The 18,158-nt window shown below is 71.9% G+C and carries 16 protein-coding genes and 1 tRNA gene; 6 read left to right on the plus strand and 11 right to left on the minus strand.

Going from position 1 to position 18,158, the window contains the following annotated elements; genetic code table 11:
- The 9 genes from ABT158_RS07190 to ABT158_RS07230 form a co-directional block, all read right to left on the minus strand.
- Complete coding sequence (locus tag ABT158_RS07190; RefSeq protein WP_352351849.1) at positions 1-1,470, minus strand: hydrogenase large subunit; 1,470 nt, start codon at positions 1,468-1,470, stop codon at positions 1-3.
- Positions 1,467-2,915 (minus strand): proton-conducting transporter transmembrane domain-containing protein, encoded by a 1,449-nt coding sequence (locus ABT158_RS07195; RefSeq protein ID WP_352351851.1) that lies wholly within the window; start codon positions 2,913-2,915, stop codon positions 1,467-1,469. The genes ABT158_RS07190 and ABT158_RS07195 overlap by 4 nt, the downstream gene beginning before the upstream one ends.
- The gene (locus ABT158_RS07200; protein WP_352351853.1) at positions 2,915-3,574 is read right to left on the minus strand and encodes a hypothetical protein; all 660 of its coding nucleotides are present in this window, start codon (positions 3,572-3,574) and stop codon (positions 2,915-2,917) included. Before ABT158_RS07200 ends, ABT158_RS07195 begins: the two co-directional genes overlap by 1 nt.
- A gap of 15 nt (positions 3,575-3,589) precedes the next feature.
- Entirely contained in the window at positions 3,590-4,534 is a 945-nt protein-coding gene (locus ABT158_RS07205; protein ID WP_352351855.1) for a respiratory chain complex I subunit 1 family protein, read from the minus strand.
- Entirely contained in the window at positions 4,531-6,594 is a 2,064-nt protein-coding gene (locus ABT158_RS07210; RefSeq protein ID WP_352351857.1) for a proton-conducting transporter transmembrane domain-containing protein, read from the minus strand. The genes ABT158_RS07205 and ABT158_RS07210 overlap by 4 nt, the downstream gene beginning before the upstream one ends.
- Positions 6,591-7,073: an NADH-quinone oxidoreductase subunit B family protein gene (locus ABT158_RS07215; protein WP_189646919.1), complete on the minus strand. Its 483-nt coding sequence runs from the start codon at positions 7,071-7,073 to the stop codon at positions 6,591-6,593. Before ABT158_RS07215 ends, ABT158_RS07210 begins: the two co-directional genes overlap by 4 nt.
- 283 nt (positions 7,074-7,356) lie before the next feature.
- Positions 7,357-9,543 (minus strand): xanthine dehydrogenase family protein molybdopterin-binding subunit, encoded by a 2,187-nt coding sequence (locus ABT158_RS07220; protein WP_352351859.1) that lies wholly within the window; start codon positions 9,541-9,543, stop codon positions 7,357-7,359.
- Between the two features lie 34 nt (positions 9,544-9,577).
- Positions 9,578-10,564 carry an FAD binding domain-containing protein gene (locus ABT158_RS07225; RefSeq protein WP_352351861.1) on the minus strand — a complete coding sequence of 329 codons (987 nt, stop codon included), beginning with the start codon at positions 10,562-10,564 and terminating at the stop codon, positions 9,578-9,580.
- Positions 10,564-11,172, minus strand: coding sequence for a (2Fe-2S)-binding protein (locus ABT158_RS07230; RefSeq protein ID WP_352351863.1), 609 nt, complete (start codon positions 11,170-11,172; stop codon positions 10,564-10,566). Before ABT158_RS07230 ends, ABT158_RS07225 begins: the two co-directional genes overlap by 1 nt.
- 157 nt (positions 11,173-11,329) lie before the next feature.
- On the opposite strand from ABT158_RS07230, the gene ABT158_RS51280 reads away from it, so the two are divergent.
- From ABT158_RS51280 to ABT158_RS07250, 4 genes are all read left to right on the plus strand, one after another.
- Positions 11,330-12,073, plus strand: coding sequence for a hypothetical protein (locus tag ABT158_RS51280; protein ID WP_502911490.1), 744 nt, complete (start codon positions 11,330-11,332; stop codon positions 12,071-12,073).
- A 55-nt stretch (positions 12,074-12,128) separates the two neighbouring features.
- A complete protein-coding gene (locus ABT158_RS07240; protein ID WP_352351865.1) occupies positions 12,129-12,617 on the plus strand; it encodes a hypothetical protein in 489 nt (162 codons plus the stop codon).
- Positions 12,618-12,720: 103 nt separating this feature from the next.
- Complete coding sequence (locus ABT158_RS07245) at positions 12,721-13,314, plus strand: DUF6461 domain-containing protein (RefSeq protein ID WP_352351867.1); 594 nt, start codon at positions 12,721-12,723, stop codon at positions 13,312-13,314.
- A 634-nt stretch (positions 13,315-13,948) separates the two neighbouring features.
- The gene (locus tag ABT158_RS07250; RefSeq protein WP_352351869.1) at positions 13,949-14,971 is read left to right on the plus strand and encodes a tyrosine-type recombinase/integrase; all 1,023 of its coding nucleotides are present in this window, start codon (positions 13,949-13,951) and stop codon (positions 14,969-14,971) included.
- Between the two features lie 74 nt (positions 14,972-15,045).
- Here ABT158_RS07250 and ABT158_RS07255 read toward each other — a convergent pair.
- A tRNA-Arg gene (locus ABT158_RS07255) sits at positions 15,046-15,119 on the minus strand.
- Between the two features lie 54 nt (positions 15,120-15,173).
- Positions 15,174-15,908: a ZIP family metal transporter gene (locus ABT158_RS07260; RefSeq protein ID WP_352351871.1), complete on the minus strand. Its 735-nt coding sequence runs from the start codon at positions 15,906-15,908 to the stop codon at positions 15,174-15,176.
- Positions 15,909-16,414: 506 nt separating this feature from the next.
- Between ABT158_RS07260 and ABT158_RS07265 the strand changes: the two genes are divergently transcribed.
- Both ABT158_RS07265 and ABT158_RS07270 read left to right on the plus strand, forming a co-directional pair.
- On the plus strand, positions 16,415-17,215 hold the full coding sequence (locus ABT158_RS07265; protein ID WP_352351873.1) for a phosphotransferase: 801 nt from the start codon (positions 16,415-16,417) through the stop codon (positions 17,213-17,215).
- A complete protein-coding gene (locus tag ABT158_RS07270; protein WP_352351875.1) occupies positions 17,199-18,134 on the plus strand; it encodes a cobalamin biosynthesis protein in 936 nt (311 codons plus the stop codon). Before ABT158_RS07265 ends, ABT158_RS07270 begins: the two co-directional genes overlap by 17 nt.
- Positions 18,135-18,158 lie beyond the last annotated feature (24 nt).

The following is an 18,158-nucleotide window of genomic DNA, read 5'->3' on the forward strand; positions in this document are numbered from 1 at the left end:
TCAGAGGTCGTTGCCGGCGTACGACAGGTTGAAGCTCTTGTTGACCAGAGGGAAGTCGGGGACGATCGCGCTGTCGAGCGCCACCGGGAGCGCGGGCCAGTTGAAGAAGGACGGGTCCACGATCTTCAGGCGGCTGATCGTCTGATCGGGCGCGAGCTCGACGCGGTGGGCGATCGTGCCACGCCAGCCTTCGACGAGCCCCACGCCCGAGGAGCACCCTTCGAGGGACGGTGACGCATCCGGGGCCGCGGGCGTCTCGACCAGATGCGTGATCAGGGCGATGGACGTGGCGATCTCCTCGGCCCGGATCTGGAAGCGGGCCATCACGTCCCCGCCGGTCCGGTGGGCGGGGGTGAAGTCGCCGAGGTCGGTGAAGGGGTGCCGGCGGCGGGCGTCGAGGTCCAGGCCGCTGGCGCGGGCTACGTAGCCCAGCGTGCCGAGGTCGCGGGCGGCCTCGGCCGACAGGATGGCGGTGCCGGTGAAGCGGTCGGCGACGACGCTGTGGCCGAGGGCGAGCTCGCTGAGTTCGGCCACGTCGGCGCCGATGGCGTGCAGCATGTCGGGGTCGGGGAAGCCCCGCAGGCGGGCGCCGCCGAGGCGGACGGCGCCGCGCAGCAGCCGGTGCCCGGTGACCTCGGCGTTGAGGCGCAGGAGTTGTTCGCGGATGCGACCGGCGTGGGCGTGCAGGATGGGGAAGGCGACGTCGTTGCAGAGCGCGCCCAGGTCGGTGACGTGGTTGTAGAGGCGTTCCAGCTCCAGCAGCACGGCTCGGGCCTGCTGCGCCCGCGCGTCGGCCGGAGCTCCGGTGGCCTCTTCCACGGCCAGGCAGTAGGCGAGCGCGTGGCCGACGGAGGTGTCGCCGCTGACGCGTTCGGCCAGTTGCAGCCCGTCGGCGAGGTGGCGGCCCTCGAAGAGCTTTTCGATGCCCTTGTGGACGAACCAGAGTCTGGCCTTGAGCCTGATGATCGTCTCGCCGACCACGGAGAAGCGGAAGTGCCCCGGTTCGATGAGACCGGCGTGGACGGGGCCGACGGGGATCTCGTACACGCCCTGGCCCTCGACGGTGACGAACGGGTACGGCCCCTCGGAGTCGCCGAAGGCGGGCGGCGGCCCGGCGTCGTCGCGCATCGGGTACCAGCCGCGCGGCCAGTGGTGGTGGCGCACCAGGCGGCGAGGGAGCGGGTGGTCGAGCGGGGTGATGCCGTACAGGTCGCGGATCTCGCGTTCGAACCGGCCCGCGGGGAAGGACAGGTGGGCCAGGCTCGGCACGGCCGGCTGCTCGGAGGGGAGCCGCAGCCGCAGCTCGGTACGGCGATCGGGGTCGCCGGCGACGAACAGGTACGCCACCCCGAACCCGTCCGCCTCCTGGCGCGCGGAGACCAGCGCCAGCCGGTGGCCGCCGGCCAGCAGGCGGGCGGCGTGGCCGGGCAGTTCGGCGGTGCCGACGTCGGCGATGGTTCGGGTGCTCATGGTGTTGCTCCGGCGATCGTGGCGGCGGCTTGCAGCAGGGGGCGCAGCGGCCCGAGCGTGATGCCCAGGACGGCGCAGGCGGCCAGGCCCGCCACCAGCGGGACGGCCAGGGTGGGCGGCAGCGCGACGGCCTCGCCGGGTCCGCCGCCCACGAGCATCGGCCGGACCTGGCGTCCGACGGCGGCGACGATGACGAGCATCAGCGCCAGGGCCGCCGCGACGGGCCAGCCCAGGCCGGCGGCGAAGCCCGCCCGCGCAATGCCCAGCTCGCTGGCGAACAGGCTGAACGGCGGGAGGCCGAGCAGGGCCAGCAGCCCCAGGGAGAACGCCCCGGCCGGCATCGGCGCCCTGGAGATGAGGCCGCGTACGGCACGGATCCGGGTGCTGCCGAGCGCCTGGTGGAGCTGTCCCGCGGACAGGAACACCACCGACTTGCCCAGCCCGTGCCCGAGGATGTGCAGCAGGACGGCGACCAGGGCGAGGGTGTTGCCGATCGCGGCGCCGAGGGCGATCAGCCCCATGTGCTCGATGCTGGAGTAGGCCAGCAGCCGCTTGTAGTCGCGCTGGCCGATGAGCAGCAGCGCGGCCCCGGCCAGGGAGGCCAGCGCCACGATGACCAGCAGCGTACGGGTGAAGCCGGTGCCGAGCGCCGCGTCGGCGATGACCTTGACGCGCAGGACGGCGTAGAAGGCCACCGACAGCAGCCCCCCGGACATCAGCGCGCACACCGGGGCCGGGGCCTGGCTGTAGGCGTCGGGCAGCCAGGCGTTCATGGGCGCCAGCCCGGCCTTGGTGCCGAAGCCGAGCACGAGCAGCATGACCGCGATGCGCATCACGCCGGGGTCGAGCCGGCCCGCGTGTTCGGACAGCGCCGTCCAGTCCAGGGAGGACACTCCGGCGTGGTCGCCGGCGTCGTGGGTCAGGACCAGGCCCAGCAGCGCCAGCGCGATGCCGACCGAGCAGATGACCATGTACTTCCACGCGGCCTCGGTGGCCTGACGGGTGCGCCGGTGCCCGACCAGGAAGGCGGTCAGGATGGTGGTCGCCTCGATGGCCACCCAGAGCAGGCCCAGGCTGGAGGCCAGGACGGCCAGCGCCATCGCGGCGACGAACGACTGGGTCAGCACGCCGTAGCGGCGCATCTCGCGCGGGCCGGTCTGCCCGGAGGCGAGCTCGGCCGCCAGGTAGGCGGGGCCGGCCAGCATGGCCAGCAGCGCGACCGTGCCGATGACGATCAGCATGAAGGCGCTCAGCGCGTCGCTGTGCAGCAGCCCCGCCAGCGCCTCCCGCCTCCCCGCCGCGGCCAGCGCGACGGCGCAGGCCAGCAGCCCGGCCGCGGCCGACGCGCCCAGCCAGGCGGTGACCCGGTTCCAGCCGATCAGGGCGTACGCGAGCGCGGCGGCCGCGGGCACCGCGACCGGGGCGATCACCAGCAGGCTGTCCATCAGTCGTGCAACTCCCGTAGCTCGTCCAGGTCGGTGCCGCCGAAGGCGGCCCGCATCCGGGTGGTCAGCACCTGCAGCACCAGCACGGCCAGCAGGACGTCCAGCGAGATCCCGAACTCGACGACGAGCGGGACGCCGCTGGTGGTCAGGAAGGCGGCGGCGGTGATGGCGTTGTCCATCAGCAGGAAGCCCACCAGCTGTGACAGCGCCCGCCGCCGGGTCACCAGCACGAAGAACCCGATCAGCAGCACGGTCAGCGCGATGGGCACCGCGTGCGCGGCGGGGGTGGGCGACAGCCGTACCAGCGGCTGGGAGACCGCGTAGGCCAGCATCGCCAGCATCGCCGCCACCAGCAGTGAGGTCGCCACGTTGACCAGCGGCTGTGTCTCGCGGCCCGCGCCGCTCGCCACCAGTGCGCGGCGCATCAGGTACGGCAGCAGCGCGGCGCGCAACGCACCCACCCCGAGACCGATCAGGACCAGTTCGAGGCTCCCCTGCCGGACGCCGAGGACGACGATCAGCACGGTCAGCGCCACGCCTTGCAGGGCGAACAGCCGCACGATCGGCGACAGCTCGTGCCGCCACAGCACCAGCACGCCCGTGAGCAGGAACGCCCCGCAGGCCAGGTCCAGGAGCTGGACGTACGTCGCATCGGTCATGTTCACGTCCATGTCTCAGGTCAGGAAGAAGGAAGCGGTGACGGCCAGCAGCGCCAGCAGGAACGAACCGGCCAGTAGTTCCGGAACGCGGAACAGCCGGAGCTTGGCCATGAACACCTCGCCGGCGGCGAGCAGCGCCCCCAGCAGCCCCACCTTGACGACGAGCGCGACCATCGCCAGCGGCAGCGCGAGCACCCCGGCCCCCGCGCCCGCGATCCCCAGAGGGACGAACAGGCCGGCCAGCAGTCCCAGCAGCACCGACAGCCGCATCGCCGACGCCCACTCGATCAGCGCCAGGTCGGGCCCGGCGTACTCCAGCACCGTCGCCTCGTGGATCATCGTCAGCTCCAGGTGCGTGGAGGGATTGTCCACGGGGATCCGGCCGGTCTCGGCGAGCGTGACGATCGCCAGCGCGACCGAGGCGAGCACGCTCACCGGGGAGAGCACCGACAGCGGATGCCCGGCCGCCGCCGTCACGATCGCCCCCAGGCTCGTGGAGCGGACGCCGATCGACAGGGCGAAGGTCGAGACCAGGATCGTCGGCTCCACCAGCGCCAGCACGGTCATCTCCCGGCTGGCGCCCATCCCGCCGAACGCCGTCCCGGTGTCCAGGGCGCCCAGGGCCAGCGCCACCGACCCCAGCGCCAGCAGCGCGGGCACCGCGAACAGGTCCGCGACGCCGTCCAGCGGCGAGTCCGTGGTCACCAGCGGCACCACCGCGGCCACGACCAGCGCCGTGCCGGCCAGCAGCGGCGGCGCCGCGCGGAACACCCAGCCGGTGCCGCGTGGCGCGATGGGCTCCTTGCGCATCAGCTTGCGCAGGTCCCGCCACGGCTGGGCGATCCCGGCGCCGGCGCGTCCCTCCAGCCGGGCGTGGACCTGCCGCATCACCCCCACCAGCAGCGGCGAGCCGACCGCGACCAGGATCACCTGGAGCGCCGCTCCGATCACGCCCGTCATCGCAGCACCACCAGAACGATCAGCGCCGCGGTCAGCGCCCAGAACCCGTAGCCGAGATAGCGGTGGACGCTGCCGGTGGCCAGGCCACGGGCGCCACGCCCGGCGGCCGTCACGGCGGAGATCAACGGCTCGTACAGCCGGTGTTCGATCCGGTCGGGGATCCGCGCGTGGAAGCTCACGCGTTCCACCAGGTAGGCCGACTCCTTCATCGGGGTGACGTCCACGTCGCTCTCCGGCTCCAGGACGTCGCCGAAGACCCGCTGCAGCGGCTCGGCGAACGACGTGGCGGTGTACTCCATCCGCGCCGACATGGGCCCGGCGCCGCAGTCCCAGAGCCGGGCGGCGCGCCGTGGCCGCCGCGTCGCGCCCACCCGTACCAGGCAGAGGACGGCCACGACGGCGGCCACCAGGGCGACGGCGATCAGCAGCGGCGAGATCATCCCCGCGACCCCGGTCAGCCGCAGCGTCACCTGCCCGCCGGCCACGTCCCGTCCGGGGAACGCCACTCCGACCGCCCGGACGAGCGCGGGCAGGACCAGCGTGGGAGCCAGCGCCAGGGCCACGCAGCACGCCGCCGCGAGCGTCGTCGCGGCCAGCATGGCCGGCGGGCTCTCTCCGGCACGTTCGGCCTCCGCGCTGCGCGGCCGGCCCAGGAAGCCCACGCCGAACGCCTTGACGAAGGTGGCGATGGCGAGACCCGCCGACAGCGCGATCGCCCCCACGGCCAGCGGCATCGTCACCGCGCCCGCCACCCCGGCGGCGGGCTGCGCGTGGATGAGGCTCTGCAGCAGCAGCCACTCGCTGACGAAGGCGTTGCCGGGCGGCAGCGCCGAAGCGCACAACGCGCCGAGCGCGAACACGACGGTGGTGTACGGCAGCCGCGCGCGCAGCCCGCCGAGCGCGTCCAGATCGCGGGTGCCGGTCGCGTGCAGCACCGAGCCCGCCGACAGGAACAGCACCGTCTTGAACGCGGCGTGGTTGACCACGTGGAGCAGGGCCGCGGCCAGCGCCAGCGCCGCCGGCACGGGAGCGTCGCAGGCCGCGAAGAAGCCCGCCGCGCCCACCCCGACCAGCACCAGGCCCAGGTTCTCCGTCGTGGAGTAGCCCAGCAGCCGCTTCAGGTCGGAGGCGACCGCCGCCTGAAGGATCCCGAACAGCGCCGACGCCGCGCCCGCTCCCAGCACCAGCAGCCACCACCAGGCGGGGCCGCCGTGCAGCAGATCCAGCCCGACCCGGACGACGCCGTACGCGCCCATGTTCACCATGGCCGCGCTCATCAGGGCCGAGACGTGACTCGGCGCCTCCGGGTGCGCCCGCGGCAGCCACACGTGCAGCGGCACGATGCCCGCCTTGGAGGCGAACCCGGCCAGCGTCGCCAGGAACACGACCGTCCTGGCGGCCGGCGACAGCGTGGCCTCGCGCAACTGCTCGAAGCTCTCCCCGCCGGCCCCGGCGGCGAACGCGACCAGGCCGACGAGGATCGTCACCAGGCCGAGGTGGGTCATGACCACGTACCAGAGCCCGGCCCGGCCCACGGCCGCCCGCCGCCGGTGCTCGGCCAGCACCAGCGGCAGCGACGACACCGCCATCAGCTCCCAGGCCAGCAGGAACGTGCTCACACTTGCCGCGGCGGGCACCAGCAGCATGGCCGCCACGAACAGCGGCAGCACCAACTGGAACACGCGTCCGTCCAGGCCGTGGGCGCAGTAGGCGATCCCGTAGATCGCCGCGCACACCGCCACGAACCCGGTGACCGCGATGAACACCCCGCTCAGGGGATCGACCGCCAGCCGTACCCCGGCCAGCGGCAGCAGGTCCGGCAGCCAGGCCGACCAGCTCCGACCGGCCCCGCCCACCGCCGTCGTGCCTGCCTCTGTGGTCGGGGTTGTGATCGCGGTTGTGATCGCCGTCGTGCCCGCCGCCGCGGCGGCGGCGCCCGCGGCCGCCGTGCACCAGCCCGCCAGGTGCCGCCGCGCCCGGGGCGGTGCCAGCAGGGCGGTCACCGCGGCCAGCGCGCAGCCGGAGAGCGCCGCCACGTACAGTGTGCCGACCGGGTTCATCGGCCCGTCAGCCCGCGCAACGCCGCCACGATCGCCGCGGGCTCCGGCGGGCACCCCGGCACCTCCACGTCCACCGGCAGCACGTCGGCCACCGCCCCGGCCACCCCGTAGGCTCCGGCGAACACCCCGCAGTCGCGCGCGCAGTCGCCCAGCGCGATCACCAGGCGGGGCTCGGGGACCGCGTCATGGGTGCGGCGCAGCGCCACCTCCATGTTGCGGGTCACCGGCCCGGTCACCAGCAGCGCATCGGCGTGCCGCGGCGAGGCCACCAGCCGCGCGCCGTACCGTTCGGCGTCGTACACCGGGCCGAACGCCGAGGCGATCTCCACCTCGCAGCCGTTGCACGACCCCGCGTCCACATGCCTGATCTGCACCGATCCGGCGAGTTCCGCCGCCTTCGCGGGCGGGTCCCCCTCCTCGCGGGCGGGCGCGGGCTCGGCCACCCGGCCCGTCTTCGCGATCTTCCCCCACAACCCCATCGTTGCCCCCTGCAACGCTCGCCGGCCACGATCACCCGGGCCGGGGCTGCCGTGCCGCGGCAGGCAGCCGCCCTGTCGGGAGAACACCTGGCCGGACCACGCATGGATCACGCGCCTGCGCGATCGCCCCCTACGGCCCGACCGGCGGATCCCGGCGCCAGGCTATTCCTCAAGCGCGGCGGGTGGGGCTGACTTTGGCCAAAGGGCGGCCGGTGGAGTCGGGCATGGCCGTTCGTGCCCGGTCTGCGGCATTCGGCCTGGTGACGCACCCCGCGCCGAGGAGTCAGGCAAGGGCGGCGAGAACCTTGTCCTGGGTGATCGGCAGGTCGCGGACGCGGTGGCCGATGGCGTGGTGGACGGCGTTGCCGATCGCGGCGCTCAGGCCGGTCGTGGGAGCCTCGCCGAAGCCGCGGGCGCCGAGCGCCGGGCTGGCCGGGTCGGGCCGGTCGATGAACGTGAGGTCCAGGTCGGGCACGTCGGCGGCCACGGGCACCAGGTAGCCGGACAGGTTCGGGGTGAGGATGCGGCCCAGGTGGGGGTCGGTCAGGGTGTGCTCGGACAGGGCGACGCCGATGCCCCAGATCACGCCGCCGACGGCCTGGCTGCGCGCGGTGCGCTCGTTGAGTACCCGGCCGGGGTCGTAGACGCCGACGACGCGGCGCACCCGGACCTGGCCCAGCAGCCGGTGGACGGCGACCTCGGTGAACACCGCGCCGGTCGAGACCGCCTGGACCATCTGCTCGCCCGCCGGGCTGGTCACGCGGAGAGGCCGGCCGTGGCGGCGCAGCACGTCCCGGAAGCTGGTGCGGCGCGCGGGGCGGTCGAGGTCGAACAGATGTCCGTCGGCGGCGCGGACGCGGGCGGGCGGCAGGCCGTGCAGCGGGCTGCTCTCGTCCGCCACGGCCAGGGCGATCACCTGGTCGCGGGCGGCGGTCGCGGCGCGGACGACGCCCGCGCCGGTACAGGGCACGGTCGCCGACGCCGACGAGGCCGGCGCCTGGGGGTAGGCGGAGTCGCCGAGGTCGAAGCGGACCTCGGCCATCGGCAGGCCCAGCACGTCGGCGCCGAGCTGCCGCATCACCGTGGAGGTGCCGGTGCCGATGTCGTGGGTGCCGGAGCGGATCCGTGCCGCGCCGTCCACGCCGATGATCACTTCGGCTCCCGCCATCTCCCGGCCGCCCGCGGTGTGGGCCGCGGTGGCCATGCCCCAGCCGAGCAGCCAGTCGCCGTCACGCATGGAGCCGGGACGCGGGGCGCGGCGCCACCAGCCGAAGCGCTCGGCGCCCCGCTCGTAGCAGGTGCGCAGGTGGTTGCTGCCGTGCCGGACGCCGCTCTGCTGGTTGGTCGCCGACCAGTTGCGGATCCTGAGCGTGACCGGGTCCAGGCCGAGCGCGTAGCTCAGCTCGTCCAGGGCCGACTCCAGGGCGTGGCTGGTGACGGTGTCCGGCGCCCGGATGTAGGCGGCGTTGGCCAGGTCCAGGGCGACGGCCCGCTGGGTGGTGCGCACGTTCGGGCAGGCGTACAGGATCCGGGTGATCCGGGCGCTGGTGACGAACCGGCCCTCGATGCCGGCCACCTGCTGGGTGAGGGTGTGGTCGATCGCGGTCAGCCGCCCGTCGCGGGTGGCGCCGACGCGCACCACCTGGTGGGACGCGGCGCGGTGGCCGTTGCCGGTGTAGGACTCGGCCCTGGTCAGCACCAGCCTGACCGGGTGTCCGACGTGCCGGGCGAGCGCCGCGGCCAGGGCGATGCGCGGCACCGCGGACGTGCCCTTGGCGCCGAACCCGCCGCCCACGTACGGGGAGATGACGCGTACCTTCTCGCGGGGCAGCCGGAACACCGTCATCAGCCCTTCCTGGGTGCCGGCGATGTTCTGGGTGGACTCGTGAACGGTGAGCCGGTCGCCGTCCCAGGCGGCGACGGTCGCCGGCGGCTCCATCGGGTTGTGGTGCTGCATCGGGGTGGTGTACGTCGCCTCGACCGTGACGGGCGCGGACGTGAGCGCGGCCTCGACGTCCCCGCGCACGTACACGTTGTCGCCCCCGTCAGGTCCCTGGGGCGGCAGGTACGCGGCGTCGAGACCGTCGGCGAGCACCGTCCGCGGGGTGTCGGCCCGGTAGCTCACCGCCACCAGCCTGGCCGCGTGCCGGGCCTGCTCCAGGGTCCGCGCCACCACGGCCGCGACGGGCTGGCCGGCGTACCGGATCAGGTCGTCCTGCAACGGCAGGAAATCCTGCGGGCGAGGCCGGGGCAGCCGGCCCAGGTTCTCGTGGGTGAAGACGCCGAGCACCCCGGTGGCGGCGGCCGCCTCGGAGACCTCGATCGCGGTGACGCGGCCGCGGGCGATCGTCGAGCCGACCAGGACGGCGTGCGTCACGCCGGGAACCTGGACGTCTGCGGCGTACCGGGCCGCGCCGGTGACCTTGGCGACACCGTCCACTCTCGCGACCGGCCGGCCGACGGCGTTCATCCCGCCCCCCGCGCGACCGGGCGCCCGACGGCGTTCATCCCGCTCCCCGCGCGAACTGCTCCAGCACCTCCGCCAGGGCCCGCTGGACCAGCTCGACCTTGAACGCGTTGTCCGCGCGCGGCCTCGCCTCGCGCACCAGGGCCAGCCCGGCGGCGCGGATCGAGGCCGGACCCAGCGGGCGCCCGATCAGCGCCTGTTCGGCGGCGGGCGAACGCCAGGGCAGGGGCGCGACGCCGCCGAAGGCCAGGCTCGCCTGCGCCACCTCGCCGTCGGCGGCCAGCCGGACCAGGGCCGCGACCGAGACGACGGCGAACCCGAAAGCGGCCCGGTCCCGTACCTTCAGATACCGCGAGCCGGCGGCCGGCGGCGTGCCGGGCACATCGATCCGGGTGATCAGCTCGCCGGGACGCAGGACGGTCTCCCGGTCCGGGGTGTCGCCCGGCGGCAGGTAGAACCCCGCCATCGGGACCCGGCGCGGGCCTTCGGCGTGCAGCGTGTGCACCGTGGCCTCCAGCGCGGTCAGCGCCACGGCCAGATCCGACGGGTGCACCGCGATGCAGTGTTCGCTGCCGCCGAGGATGGCGTGCCACCGGTTGCGGCCCTCGATCGCCGGGCAGCCGCTGCCTGGGGATCGCTTGTTGCACGGCATGGACGCGTCGCGGAAGTACCAGCACCGGGTACGTTGCAGCAGGTTCCCGCCGAGCGAGGCCATGTTGCGCACCTGCGGCGAGGCCCCGCCGAGCAGCGCCTGGGCCAGCACCGGCAGCCGTCGGCGGACGGCCGGGTGCGCGGCCACGTCGCTCATCCGGCTCAGCGCGCCCAGCTCGATCCCCGCCGGGGTCTCCCGCACGCCGTCCAAGGGCAGCGCGTTGATGTCGACCAAGTGGTCGGCACGCTCGACACCGTCCCGCATCAGGTTGAGCACGTCGGTGCCGCCGGCGATGAACCGCGTCCCCGGCCGCGCGGCCAGGCGCAGCGCGGTCTCGGCGCGGCCGGGGCGGCTGTAGGCGAAGTCGTCCATCAGGACAGCTCTCCGGCGGCCTGCCGGACCGCGGCCACGATGTTCGGGTAACAGCTGCAACGGCACAGGTTGCCGCTCATCCACTCCCGGACCTCGGCATCGTCGCCGGCATGCCCCTCGGCGATGCAGGCGACGGCCGACATGATCTGGCCGGGGGTGCAGAAGCCGCACTGCAGGCCGTCCTGGTCGATGAAGGCCCGCTGGACCGGATGCAGCTCCTCACCGCGTGCCAGGCCCTCCACCGTGGTGATGTCCCGGTCCTGCTGCATGATGGCCAGTGTCAGGCAGGACTTGATCCGCCGCCCGTCCACCAGCACTGTGCAGGCCCCGCACTCGCCGCGGTCGCAGCCCTTCTTGGTGCCGGTGAGCCCGATGCTCTCGCGCAACGCGTCCAGCAGGCTCACCCGTGGTTCGAGGAGCCGTTCATAGGTCACGCCGTTGACCGTGAGCGGGACCCGGCCAGGTCCCTTGACCGGCTTCCCGGCCTGATCCGAGCGGGTGCGCGACGGGGCCGCGGGGAGGGCGGCGATGGCCGCGCCGGCTTTGATGACGGCACGCCGGGTCGGCTCCGGCTCCGGCTCCGGCGATGGGATGGCTGTGCTGGACATTTCGGTCATGGCCTGTCTGTGATGTCCGGCGGCAGTACGTAGCCTAAGCTGCCCGTTCGCCGGGAAGCCGGACCGCCGCGCGGGTGTCGAGAACGCGACGGCGGCTCCGTCCTGGGTTCGTCACAACGATCCGCTGACCGGCGACGGAGGAGCAGCCGTGCATCCGAACGAGATCATCGAGGTGCTGAACCGGCCGACCAGCCAGGAACTGCCGGCTCGCGACCTGCCTGGCCTGTGTCGCCGAGGACGGCACACCTCGCAATATCCCGATCGGCTTCACCCGGAACGGCTCGGAGATCGTCATGTGCACGTCGAAGAACGCTCCGAAGCTTCGGTCCTTGAGCGAGAACCGGATGGTCGCCCTGACGATCGACACCGAGGTGCACCCGCGACAGCCGATGGCGTGAACGGCGCCTGGACCGCCTGGACCGCCTGGACCGCCTGGCACATGCTGACCGTCACGGTCCCCAGCCCCGCTGTGGCGCGTACCAATGCTCAGGCTCAGGATCCGCTGCCAACAGACCGGCCGTTCAACTACGAGCGGATGACGATCTCGGCGTGCAGACAGGCACGACTTCAGAGTGGCCGGTCCTACCACGCGTTCGGGTGGGCTGCGGTCAAGCCCTACACCGCCTGCTACAGCAGGTGGAAAGGTTGGGCGACCTACAAGACGGACCTCCTCACCAACCTGCCGAAGGAACCCATAAAAAACGGCGTCATGATGGAGACGGTAGTCGTCATGAACACCTACCTGGGGAACGCGGACGGAAATGACGTCATCGGTATAGGAAACGTCGATGGTCAAGCGCTCAGACCCAGGGATATCCGGCAGATGCGAGACGGTGTGGAAGTCACACCAAGCGAGGATCGTCGGCGAACGCCGTCTGGACAGACTGAGTAAATGGCGAGCGGATGGCTCCGACGAGTTCATCTTCAAGTCAAGCGGTGGCGACTTCGTGAACTGCACCATCAAGCCGACCATCTTCCTGTACCACCCCGCCTGGTGGAACTCGGACAACCCAAAATTTCCGTTGTGGGCCAAGGCAGAGATCGAGCGAGTGCCCACGGGCAGGGACCTCCTCGTGCCGACAGTCCGCTGCGACAGCCGGCCCATGGGGCCCTACAAAGAAACGAACCCGGTCGTCTACCACGGCGCCTGTATCTCGAAGTACGACGACTTCGGCGTACAGGTCAAGAAGGAAGTCCCCGGTAATTACGACGCTCCTTTGCGACTTGCCGACGGCAGGCCGAACCCCGCTTCCCGACCGCTCACCAGAATCACCGACGATGACGTGGCCGCAGACGCTTTCAATGCCTCGGTGCGTCCGATGACAACGTCACACAATTCAACGGCGGGCAGAGATCTGTGGCTCTTCTATGCGCGTTACCGCGTGCACCGGACGAGTAAGTTCTGGGTCAGCGTCAAGGACCAGCCGCCCAGGTAAACGCCCCTGGTGGCACGGATACGTGCCCGATGTACACCGGATGAATTGCGGGGAGCAGGCGGCCGCTTCAACTTCCTGCTCCCCCTGATCGCGGAGATATCACATGCCAAAACCCACCGACCTCTACGACCTGTTGGCCACCCGAGGGCTCGACGGTGCAGCCGAATATCCGGGTTTCCACATCGTGTGGGCCGAAGGGATGGGTGGCAACGAACTGGCCCGGCGGCTCGGCGCCGATTCGGCCAGTGCGTACCGGTGCGGCCTGGACGATATGGCGGGCCTCGGCGGCGGGCGTGCCGACATGTGGGCCGGCGCTGCCGACGGATGGGTGCAGGCCTTCATGTTCGACTGGTTTCCGAATGATTTCTCCTGGATCCAGGAGGCGTCACGAGGAACACGCCTGCTGAACATTCAATGCGCCAGCGGTCATCGTCTGGACTGGGCCGTCGACGGCGTCACGGTGGTCGGGCTCAACCTCGTCTGGCCGAGTGAGCGGTTCGGGGCCGACCCCACCGCGCTCGACCAGCTCATGCGAGACCTGCACTTCCAACTGGACGAACCAGCGGACATCTTCAACGAAGGTCCCACCACGGTCGAGGTAAGCGTGACATCGGCCCTCCGGCTGGCAGGTCGCCTCACCGGGCGGGAGATCGACGCGCGGTGGCTGGACCGCACCCACAGCCTGTACCTGTTCTGACCTCAGCACCGACGCATCCCCGGTTCCTGAAGTGTTTCAAAACTAGGCCCAAGGCCGTGCCCCTGTGAGTGCCGGAAACTGAATCGCCCCGGGTTCGGTGGAGACTTTGGTGTGCCCTGGGTTCGATGGAGGCGCCTTCTGCTCCGAGATCGGAATGGGAAGTTCCCTCTGCTCATGGACAAGACTCTCTCCGAGGCCGGAATCAAGGCGAACCAGTATCCGGATGCCGTGAATGAACTCGATCACGGAGCGGTGAGTTCGGTCGTGCCATCATGAGCTTCGCGGCCGCTGCCTCGCATGGAAACCCTGATCGGATGCGAGCGGTAGCCGGCAGGTCTGTCGTCCCGCACCTTGGGGAGGTGTGACGGATGGCAAAGACACGAGTGCAGGTCAGCAGGCGATGCGGCTGTGTGGATGCGGAAACGGGACGTCAGCGAGGCGTGATGTGTCCGCGTCTGCCAGCGGATGACGATCACGGCAGCTGGTACTTCGCGGTACAGATACGCGGCCTGGACGGGCAACGGCAGCGCATCCGCCAAGGCGGTTACACCGACCTCGAGGAAGCGTAAGCGGCAGGCCGGGCCCTGGCCGCTGCCGACCTCGACGGCGCAGGGGCCGGATGCACGCTCGGGCAGTGGCTGGCAGCTGGCTGACCACCAAGAACGCCCTCCGTCCATCGACCCGGCAGGGCTACGCGACGCACATCCGCCTCTACCTCGATCCTCGACTGGGAAAGATCAGGCTGCACAAACTGACTTCCCGCGACGTCAACGGGCTACTCACGACGCTCGCGTCCCGTCCCTCGCCGACTGGCCCTCGACTGTCCCCAGCCACCACGGTGCGGATCCACGCCACTTTGCGGGCCGCGCTGAACGCGGCGGTCCGTGCCCGGCTGATCCCGGTCAACCCGGCCAACGGCGCCGAACTCCCCCGTCCGCGGCGACCGCATCCAGTCGTCTGGACCGCCGGGCGGACGGCCCGCTGGCATCAAGCGGGAGAGCGTCCGGCGGTGGCGGTCTGGACCGAACATCAGCTCGCAGCATTCCTGACCAGCGTCGCACAGGACCGCCTGTACGCCGCCTGGTGGCTGGCCGCGCTGCGCGGCCTGCGGCGGGGCGAGCTGGCCGGTCTACGCTGGACGGACGCCGACCTCCAAGGCGCGGAGCTGACGGTGGCGCAGCAGCGAGTGCACGCCGACGGCCAGGTCATGGTCGGCCCGCCGAAGAGCGCCGCCAGCTGCCGGGTAGTGGCCCTGGATAGAGAGACCGTGCAGGTGCTGATGCGGCACCGCGAGCGACAGGAGGAGCTGAGCGCGACGGCGACTGCAGGCTGGCAAGATTCGGGGTACCTGCTCACCACCGCTACAGGTGCGCCGCTGCGGCCGGACTATCTCACCGGCCGGTTCCGTCGGTTGGTGGCTCCCTCCGGGCTGCCACCGATCCGGCTGCACGATCTGCACCATGCCGCCGCCACGCTGGCGCTGGCCGCGCACGCCGACCTGAAGGTGGTACAGGCCATGCTGGGGCACGCCAGCATCGTGCTGACCGCCGACACCTACGTCTCGGTGCTACCGGAAGTGGCCCACGAAGCAGCCCGCGAGACAGCCGAGCTGGCGCTGAACGCGGCGTCCGCACTGGGGCGACAGCTCGGGAGCTGACTCAGGGTTGCCCCACATTTGCCTCATGCCGCCAACAGACGCGACAGCGCCTGGAGTTTCCGCAGGTGGAGAAGCGCGCCCTGCAGGATTCGAACCTGCGACCGTCGGATTAGAAGTCCGGTGCTCTATCCAGCTGAGCTAAGGGCGCTCCTGCCTTATTGTGCATGATCCGGCGACTTGTCACGCACACGTTCTGGTCGTGTCAGGCCGACAGGGCGATCACCAGCCACATGAAGAGGGTTCCCGTGACCGTGGCGGCCAGGGTCCAGCCGGTGGCGCGTCTGGTCGTGTGGGCCTCCGGGAGGATGTCGGAGATGGCCAGATAGAGGAGGAATCCGGCGAAAAGGCCCAGGTAGGCGGTCAGGACGTGGGCCGGGATGGCGATGAGGAAGGTCAGCGTGGCGCCGATCACGGGGGCGAGGGCGTCCAGGGCCAGGAGGGTGAAGGCGCGGCGGCGGGCGTTTCCGTACAGCGACGTGATCGTGTACGTGTTGAAGCCGTCGGTGAAGTCGTGGGCGATGACGCCGATGGCCACGGCGACGGCGAGCGAGGCGTCCGTCTGGTAGGAGGCTCCGATGGCGGCGCCGTCCAGGAGGCTGTGGACGACGAGGGCGGATCCGGCCGTGACGCCTACGCCGGCTCGGGCGTGGCGGTGGGCGGCGTAGTCGCCTTCGTGCGCGTCGTGCATGCCCATGGAGCGTTCGACGATGTGGATGCCGAGGAACGCCAGGGCGAACATGAGCATCGGGAGCGGGACGCCGAGCACGTGGACGGCGTCCCGGGTGAGGGCTTCGGGGAGGAGGTCGAAGGCCACCACGCCGAGCATCACGCCCGCGGCGGCGCCGAGCACGAGGTGGCGGTTGTTCTTGACGCGGTCGGCGACCAGCCCGCCCAGCAGCGTCATGAGGAAGGCCGCCAAGGAGAGCAGGATGGGCACGGTTCCTCAGGCTAGGGGGTGGCTGAGGGGCGGGGGCGGTACGACACTCGGCCGCGGAATTCGAGGGGCCCGGCGGCCTCGAGGTCAGGCTCGCGGGAGGTCACGCCTTCAGAGACAGGCTCGCGAGACAGCAAAGGCTTGAGGACAGGCTCGTGGAACTGCATAGGTTCGCGAAAGGGTACGGGTCGGGGACAGGCTCGCGAGACAGCACAGGTTCGAGGACAGGCTCGTGGAACAGCACAGGTTCGCGAAAGGGCACGGGTTCGGGGCCAGGCTCGCGAAACGGCACAGGTTGGGGATTCCGTGCGGCACGGCGTCCGTCGGTGGTGAAGGCGTCGGGGGGCGGGACAAGGGCGAAGGTGATGGTTCCGGGACCGGCGGGGCAGGGCGGTCCGAAATGCAGGAGAAGGGCGTTCCGGAAGCGGGGGAAGAGGGGCAGGGCGGGAGGGAGGGGACGGGGTAAAGGGCAGGCGGCCGTGGGGCAAATGGGGCTAAGCTGTTGTGGCATGGTCGCGACGCTCCTGCATGAGATTCCCCTGCAGGGCGGGGACGTGACAGACGGGGTGGTGCGCGTCGGTGACACGGTGCGCAGGCCGGTCGGTCCGGCCACGCCCGCCGTGCACGCCCTGCTCAGACACCTTGAGGCAGCCGGGTTCGGGGGTGCGCCGCGGGTCCTGGGAACGGACGGCTTAGGGCGCGAGATCCTCACGTACGTCCCTGGGCGGAGCGGGTTGTGCCGGGCCGGTTCGACGGACGCGTTCCTGGTCGACCTGGCGCGGCTGGTCAGGGAGTTCCACGACGCGACCGCCGGGTTCCCGCTCGACGCCGGCAGATGGGAAGGCGGGTCGAACGACGACCGCGCGCCGGAGGTCATCGGACATTGCGACCTGACGCCGGACAACGTGATCTTCCGTCACGACCCCGACACCGCCGCAGCCACCCCCGTCGCGCTGATCGACTTCGACCTCGCCCGCCCCACCACCCGGCTGTTCGACATCGTCACCACCCTCCGCCACTGGGCCCCGATCGCCGACCCGGTCGACCGTCACCCCCTCCAGCGCGACGCCGACGTCGGCGCCAGGATCCGCCTGTTCTGCGACGCCTACGGCCTCGTGCCGCGCGAACGCCGGCGGCTGCTCGAACTGTCCAGGCTCCGCTTCCACCGCTCCTACGACGTCATGCGCACCCGGGCGCGGGCCGGCGGGAACTGGGCCAAGATGTGGACGGGCGGCGCCGGGGAACGCATCCGCCGGGCGGCAGCGTGGCTGGATGTGCACGAAGATGAGCTTCATGCCCATTTGGTATGACCCGCTAGGTCTCGCGCTCGGTGTCGCACTCGACCAGGTTCTCGGTGATCCGCGCAGTTCGGCCCACCCCGTCGCCCTGTTCGGACGGGCGGCGGCGAAGCTGGAGGAGTCGTCGTACGGCGACACGAGGTGGCGTGGGGTGGTCCATGTCGGGATCTGCGTCGGGGGCGCGGCCGCCCTGGGCGTGCTGACCCAGAGGAGCGGCGACCGGGCCGTCCGCACGGCGGTGACGGCGTTCGCCACGTGGGCCGTGCTCGGCGGCACGACGCTCGCCCGCGAAGGCGTGCACATGGCCGAGGCCCTGGAGCAGGACGATCTCCGGCGGGCCCGGGCCAGGCTCCCCCACCTGTGCGGCCGCGATCCCGCGGAGCTGGAGGCGCCCGAGCTGGCCAGGGCGACGGTGGAGTCGCTGGCGGAGAACACCTCCGACGCCGTGGTCGCCCCGCTGTTCTGGGGCGCGGTGGCGGGCGTGCCGGGGCTGCTGGCCTACCGGGCGGTCAACACGCTGGACGCCATGATCGGCCACCGCTCCCCCCGCTACGAACGGTTCGGCTGGGCCGCGGCCCGGCTCGACGACGTGGCTAACTACGTGCCGGCCCGCGTGACGGGACTGCTGACGGCGGCGCTGGCCGACGACCCCGTCCGGGCGCTGCGGACGCTGCGGCGGGACGGCCACCGCCACCCCAGCCCGAACGCGGGCAGGTGCGAGGCCGCCTTCGCCGGCGCGCTCGGCGTCACCCTCGGCGGCACGAACGTGTACGGCGGCAGGACGGAACACCGCCCCACGATGGGCGACGGCCCCAAGCCGGGCGTCAAGGACATCCGGCGCGCCGCCCGGCTCACCCGCGCGGTCGGAATGGCGGCGGCTGGGCTGGCCGTGCTCACCGCATGGGGCCTGCGCCGCCGCCGTTCCGGATAATCGCGGTAATCAGCTAAATGGCGG

It is taken from the genome of Nonomuraea sp. NPDC001636, from assembly GCF_040298265.1.
Taxonomy (GTDB): domain Bacteria; phylum Actinomycetota; class Actinomycetes; order Streptosporangiales; family Streptosporangiaceae; genus Nonomuraea.

Bases quoted from the DNA above. Each gene is read 5' to 3' on its own strand.
- ABT158_RS07190 (WP_352351849.1), bottom strand. From the start codon at position 1,470: ATGAGCACCCGAACCATCGCCGACGTCGGCACCGCCGAACTGCCCGGC.
- ABT158_RS07195 (WP_352351851.1), bottom strand. From the start codon at position 2,915: ATGGACAGCCTGCTGGTGATCGCCCCGGTCGCGGTGCCCGCGGCCGCC.
- ABT158_RS07200 (WP_352351853.1), bottom strand. From the start codon at position 3,574: ATGACCGATGCGACGTACGTCCAGCTCCTGGACCTGGCCTGCGGGGCG.
- ABT158_RS07205 (WP_352351855.1), bottom strand. From the start codon at position 4,534: ATGACGGGCGTGATCGGAGCGGCGCTCCAGGTGATCCTGGTCGCGGTC.
- ABT158_RS07210 (WP_352351857.1), bottom strand. From the start codon at position 6,594: ATGAACCCGGTCGGCACACTGTACGTGGCGGCGCTCTCCGGCTGCGCG.
- ABT158_RS07215 (WP_189646919.1), bottom strand. From the start codon at position 7,073: ATGGGGTTGTGGGGGAAGATCGCGAAGACGGGCCGGGTGGCCGAGCCC.
- ABT158_RS07220 (WP_352351859.1), bottom strand. From the start codon at position 9,543: ATGAACGCCGTCGGCCGGCCGGTCGCGAGAGTGGACGGTGTCGCCAAG.
- ABT158_RS07225 (WP_352351861.1), bottom strand. From the start codon at position 10,564: ATGGACGACTTCGCCTACAGCCGCCCCGGCCGCGCCGAGACCGCGCTG.
- ABT158_RS07230 (WP_352351863.1), bottom strand. From the start codon at position 11,172: ATGTCCAGCACAGCCATCCCATCGCCGGAGCCGGAGCCGGAGCCGACC.
- ABT158_RS07245 (WP_352351867.1), top strand. From the start codon at position 12,721: ATGCCAAAACCCACCGACCTCTACGACCTGTTGGCCACCCGAGGGCTC.
- ABT158_RS07265 (WP_352351873.1), top strand. From the start codon at position 16,415: ATGGTCGCGACGCTCCTGCATGAGATTCCCCTGCAGGGCGGGGACGTG.
- ABT158_RS07270 (WP_352351875.1), top strand. From the start codon at position 17,199: ATGCCCATTTGGTATGACCCGCTAGGTCTCGCGCTCGGTGTCGCACTC.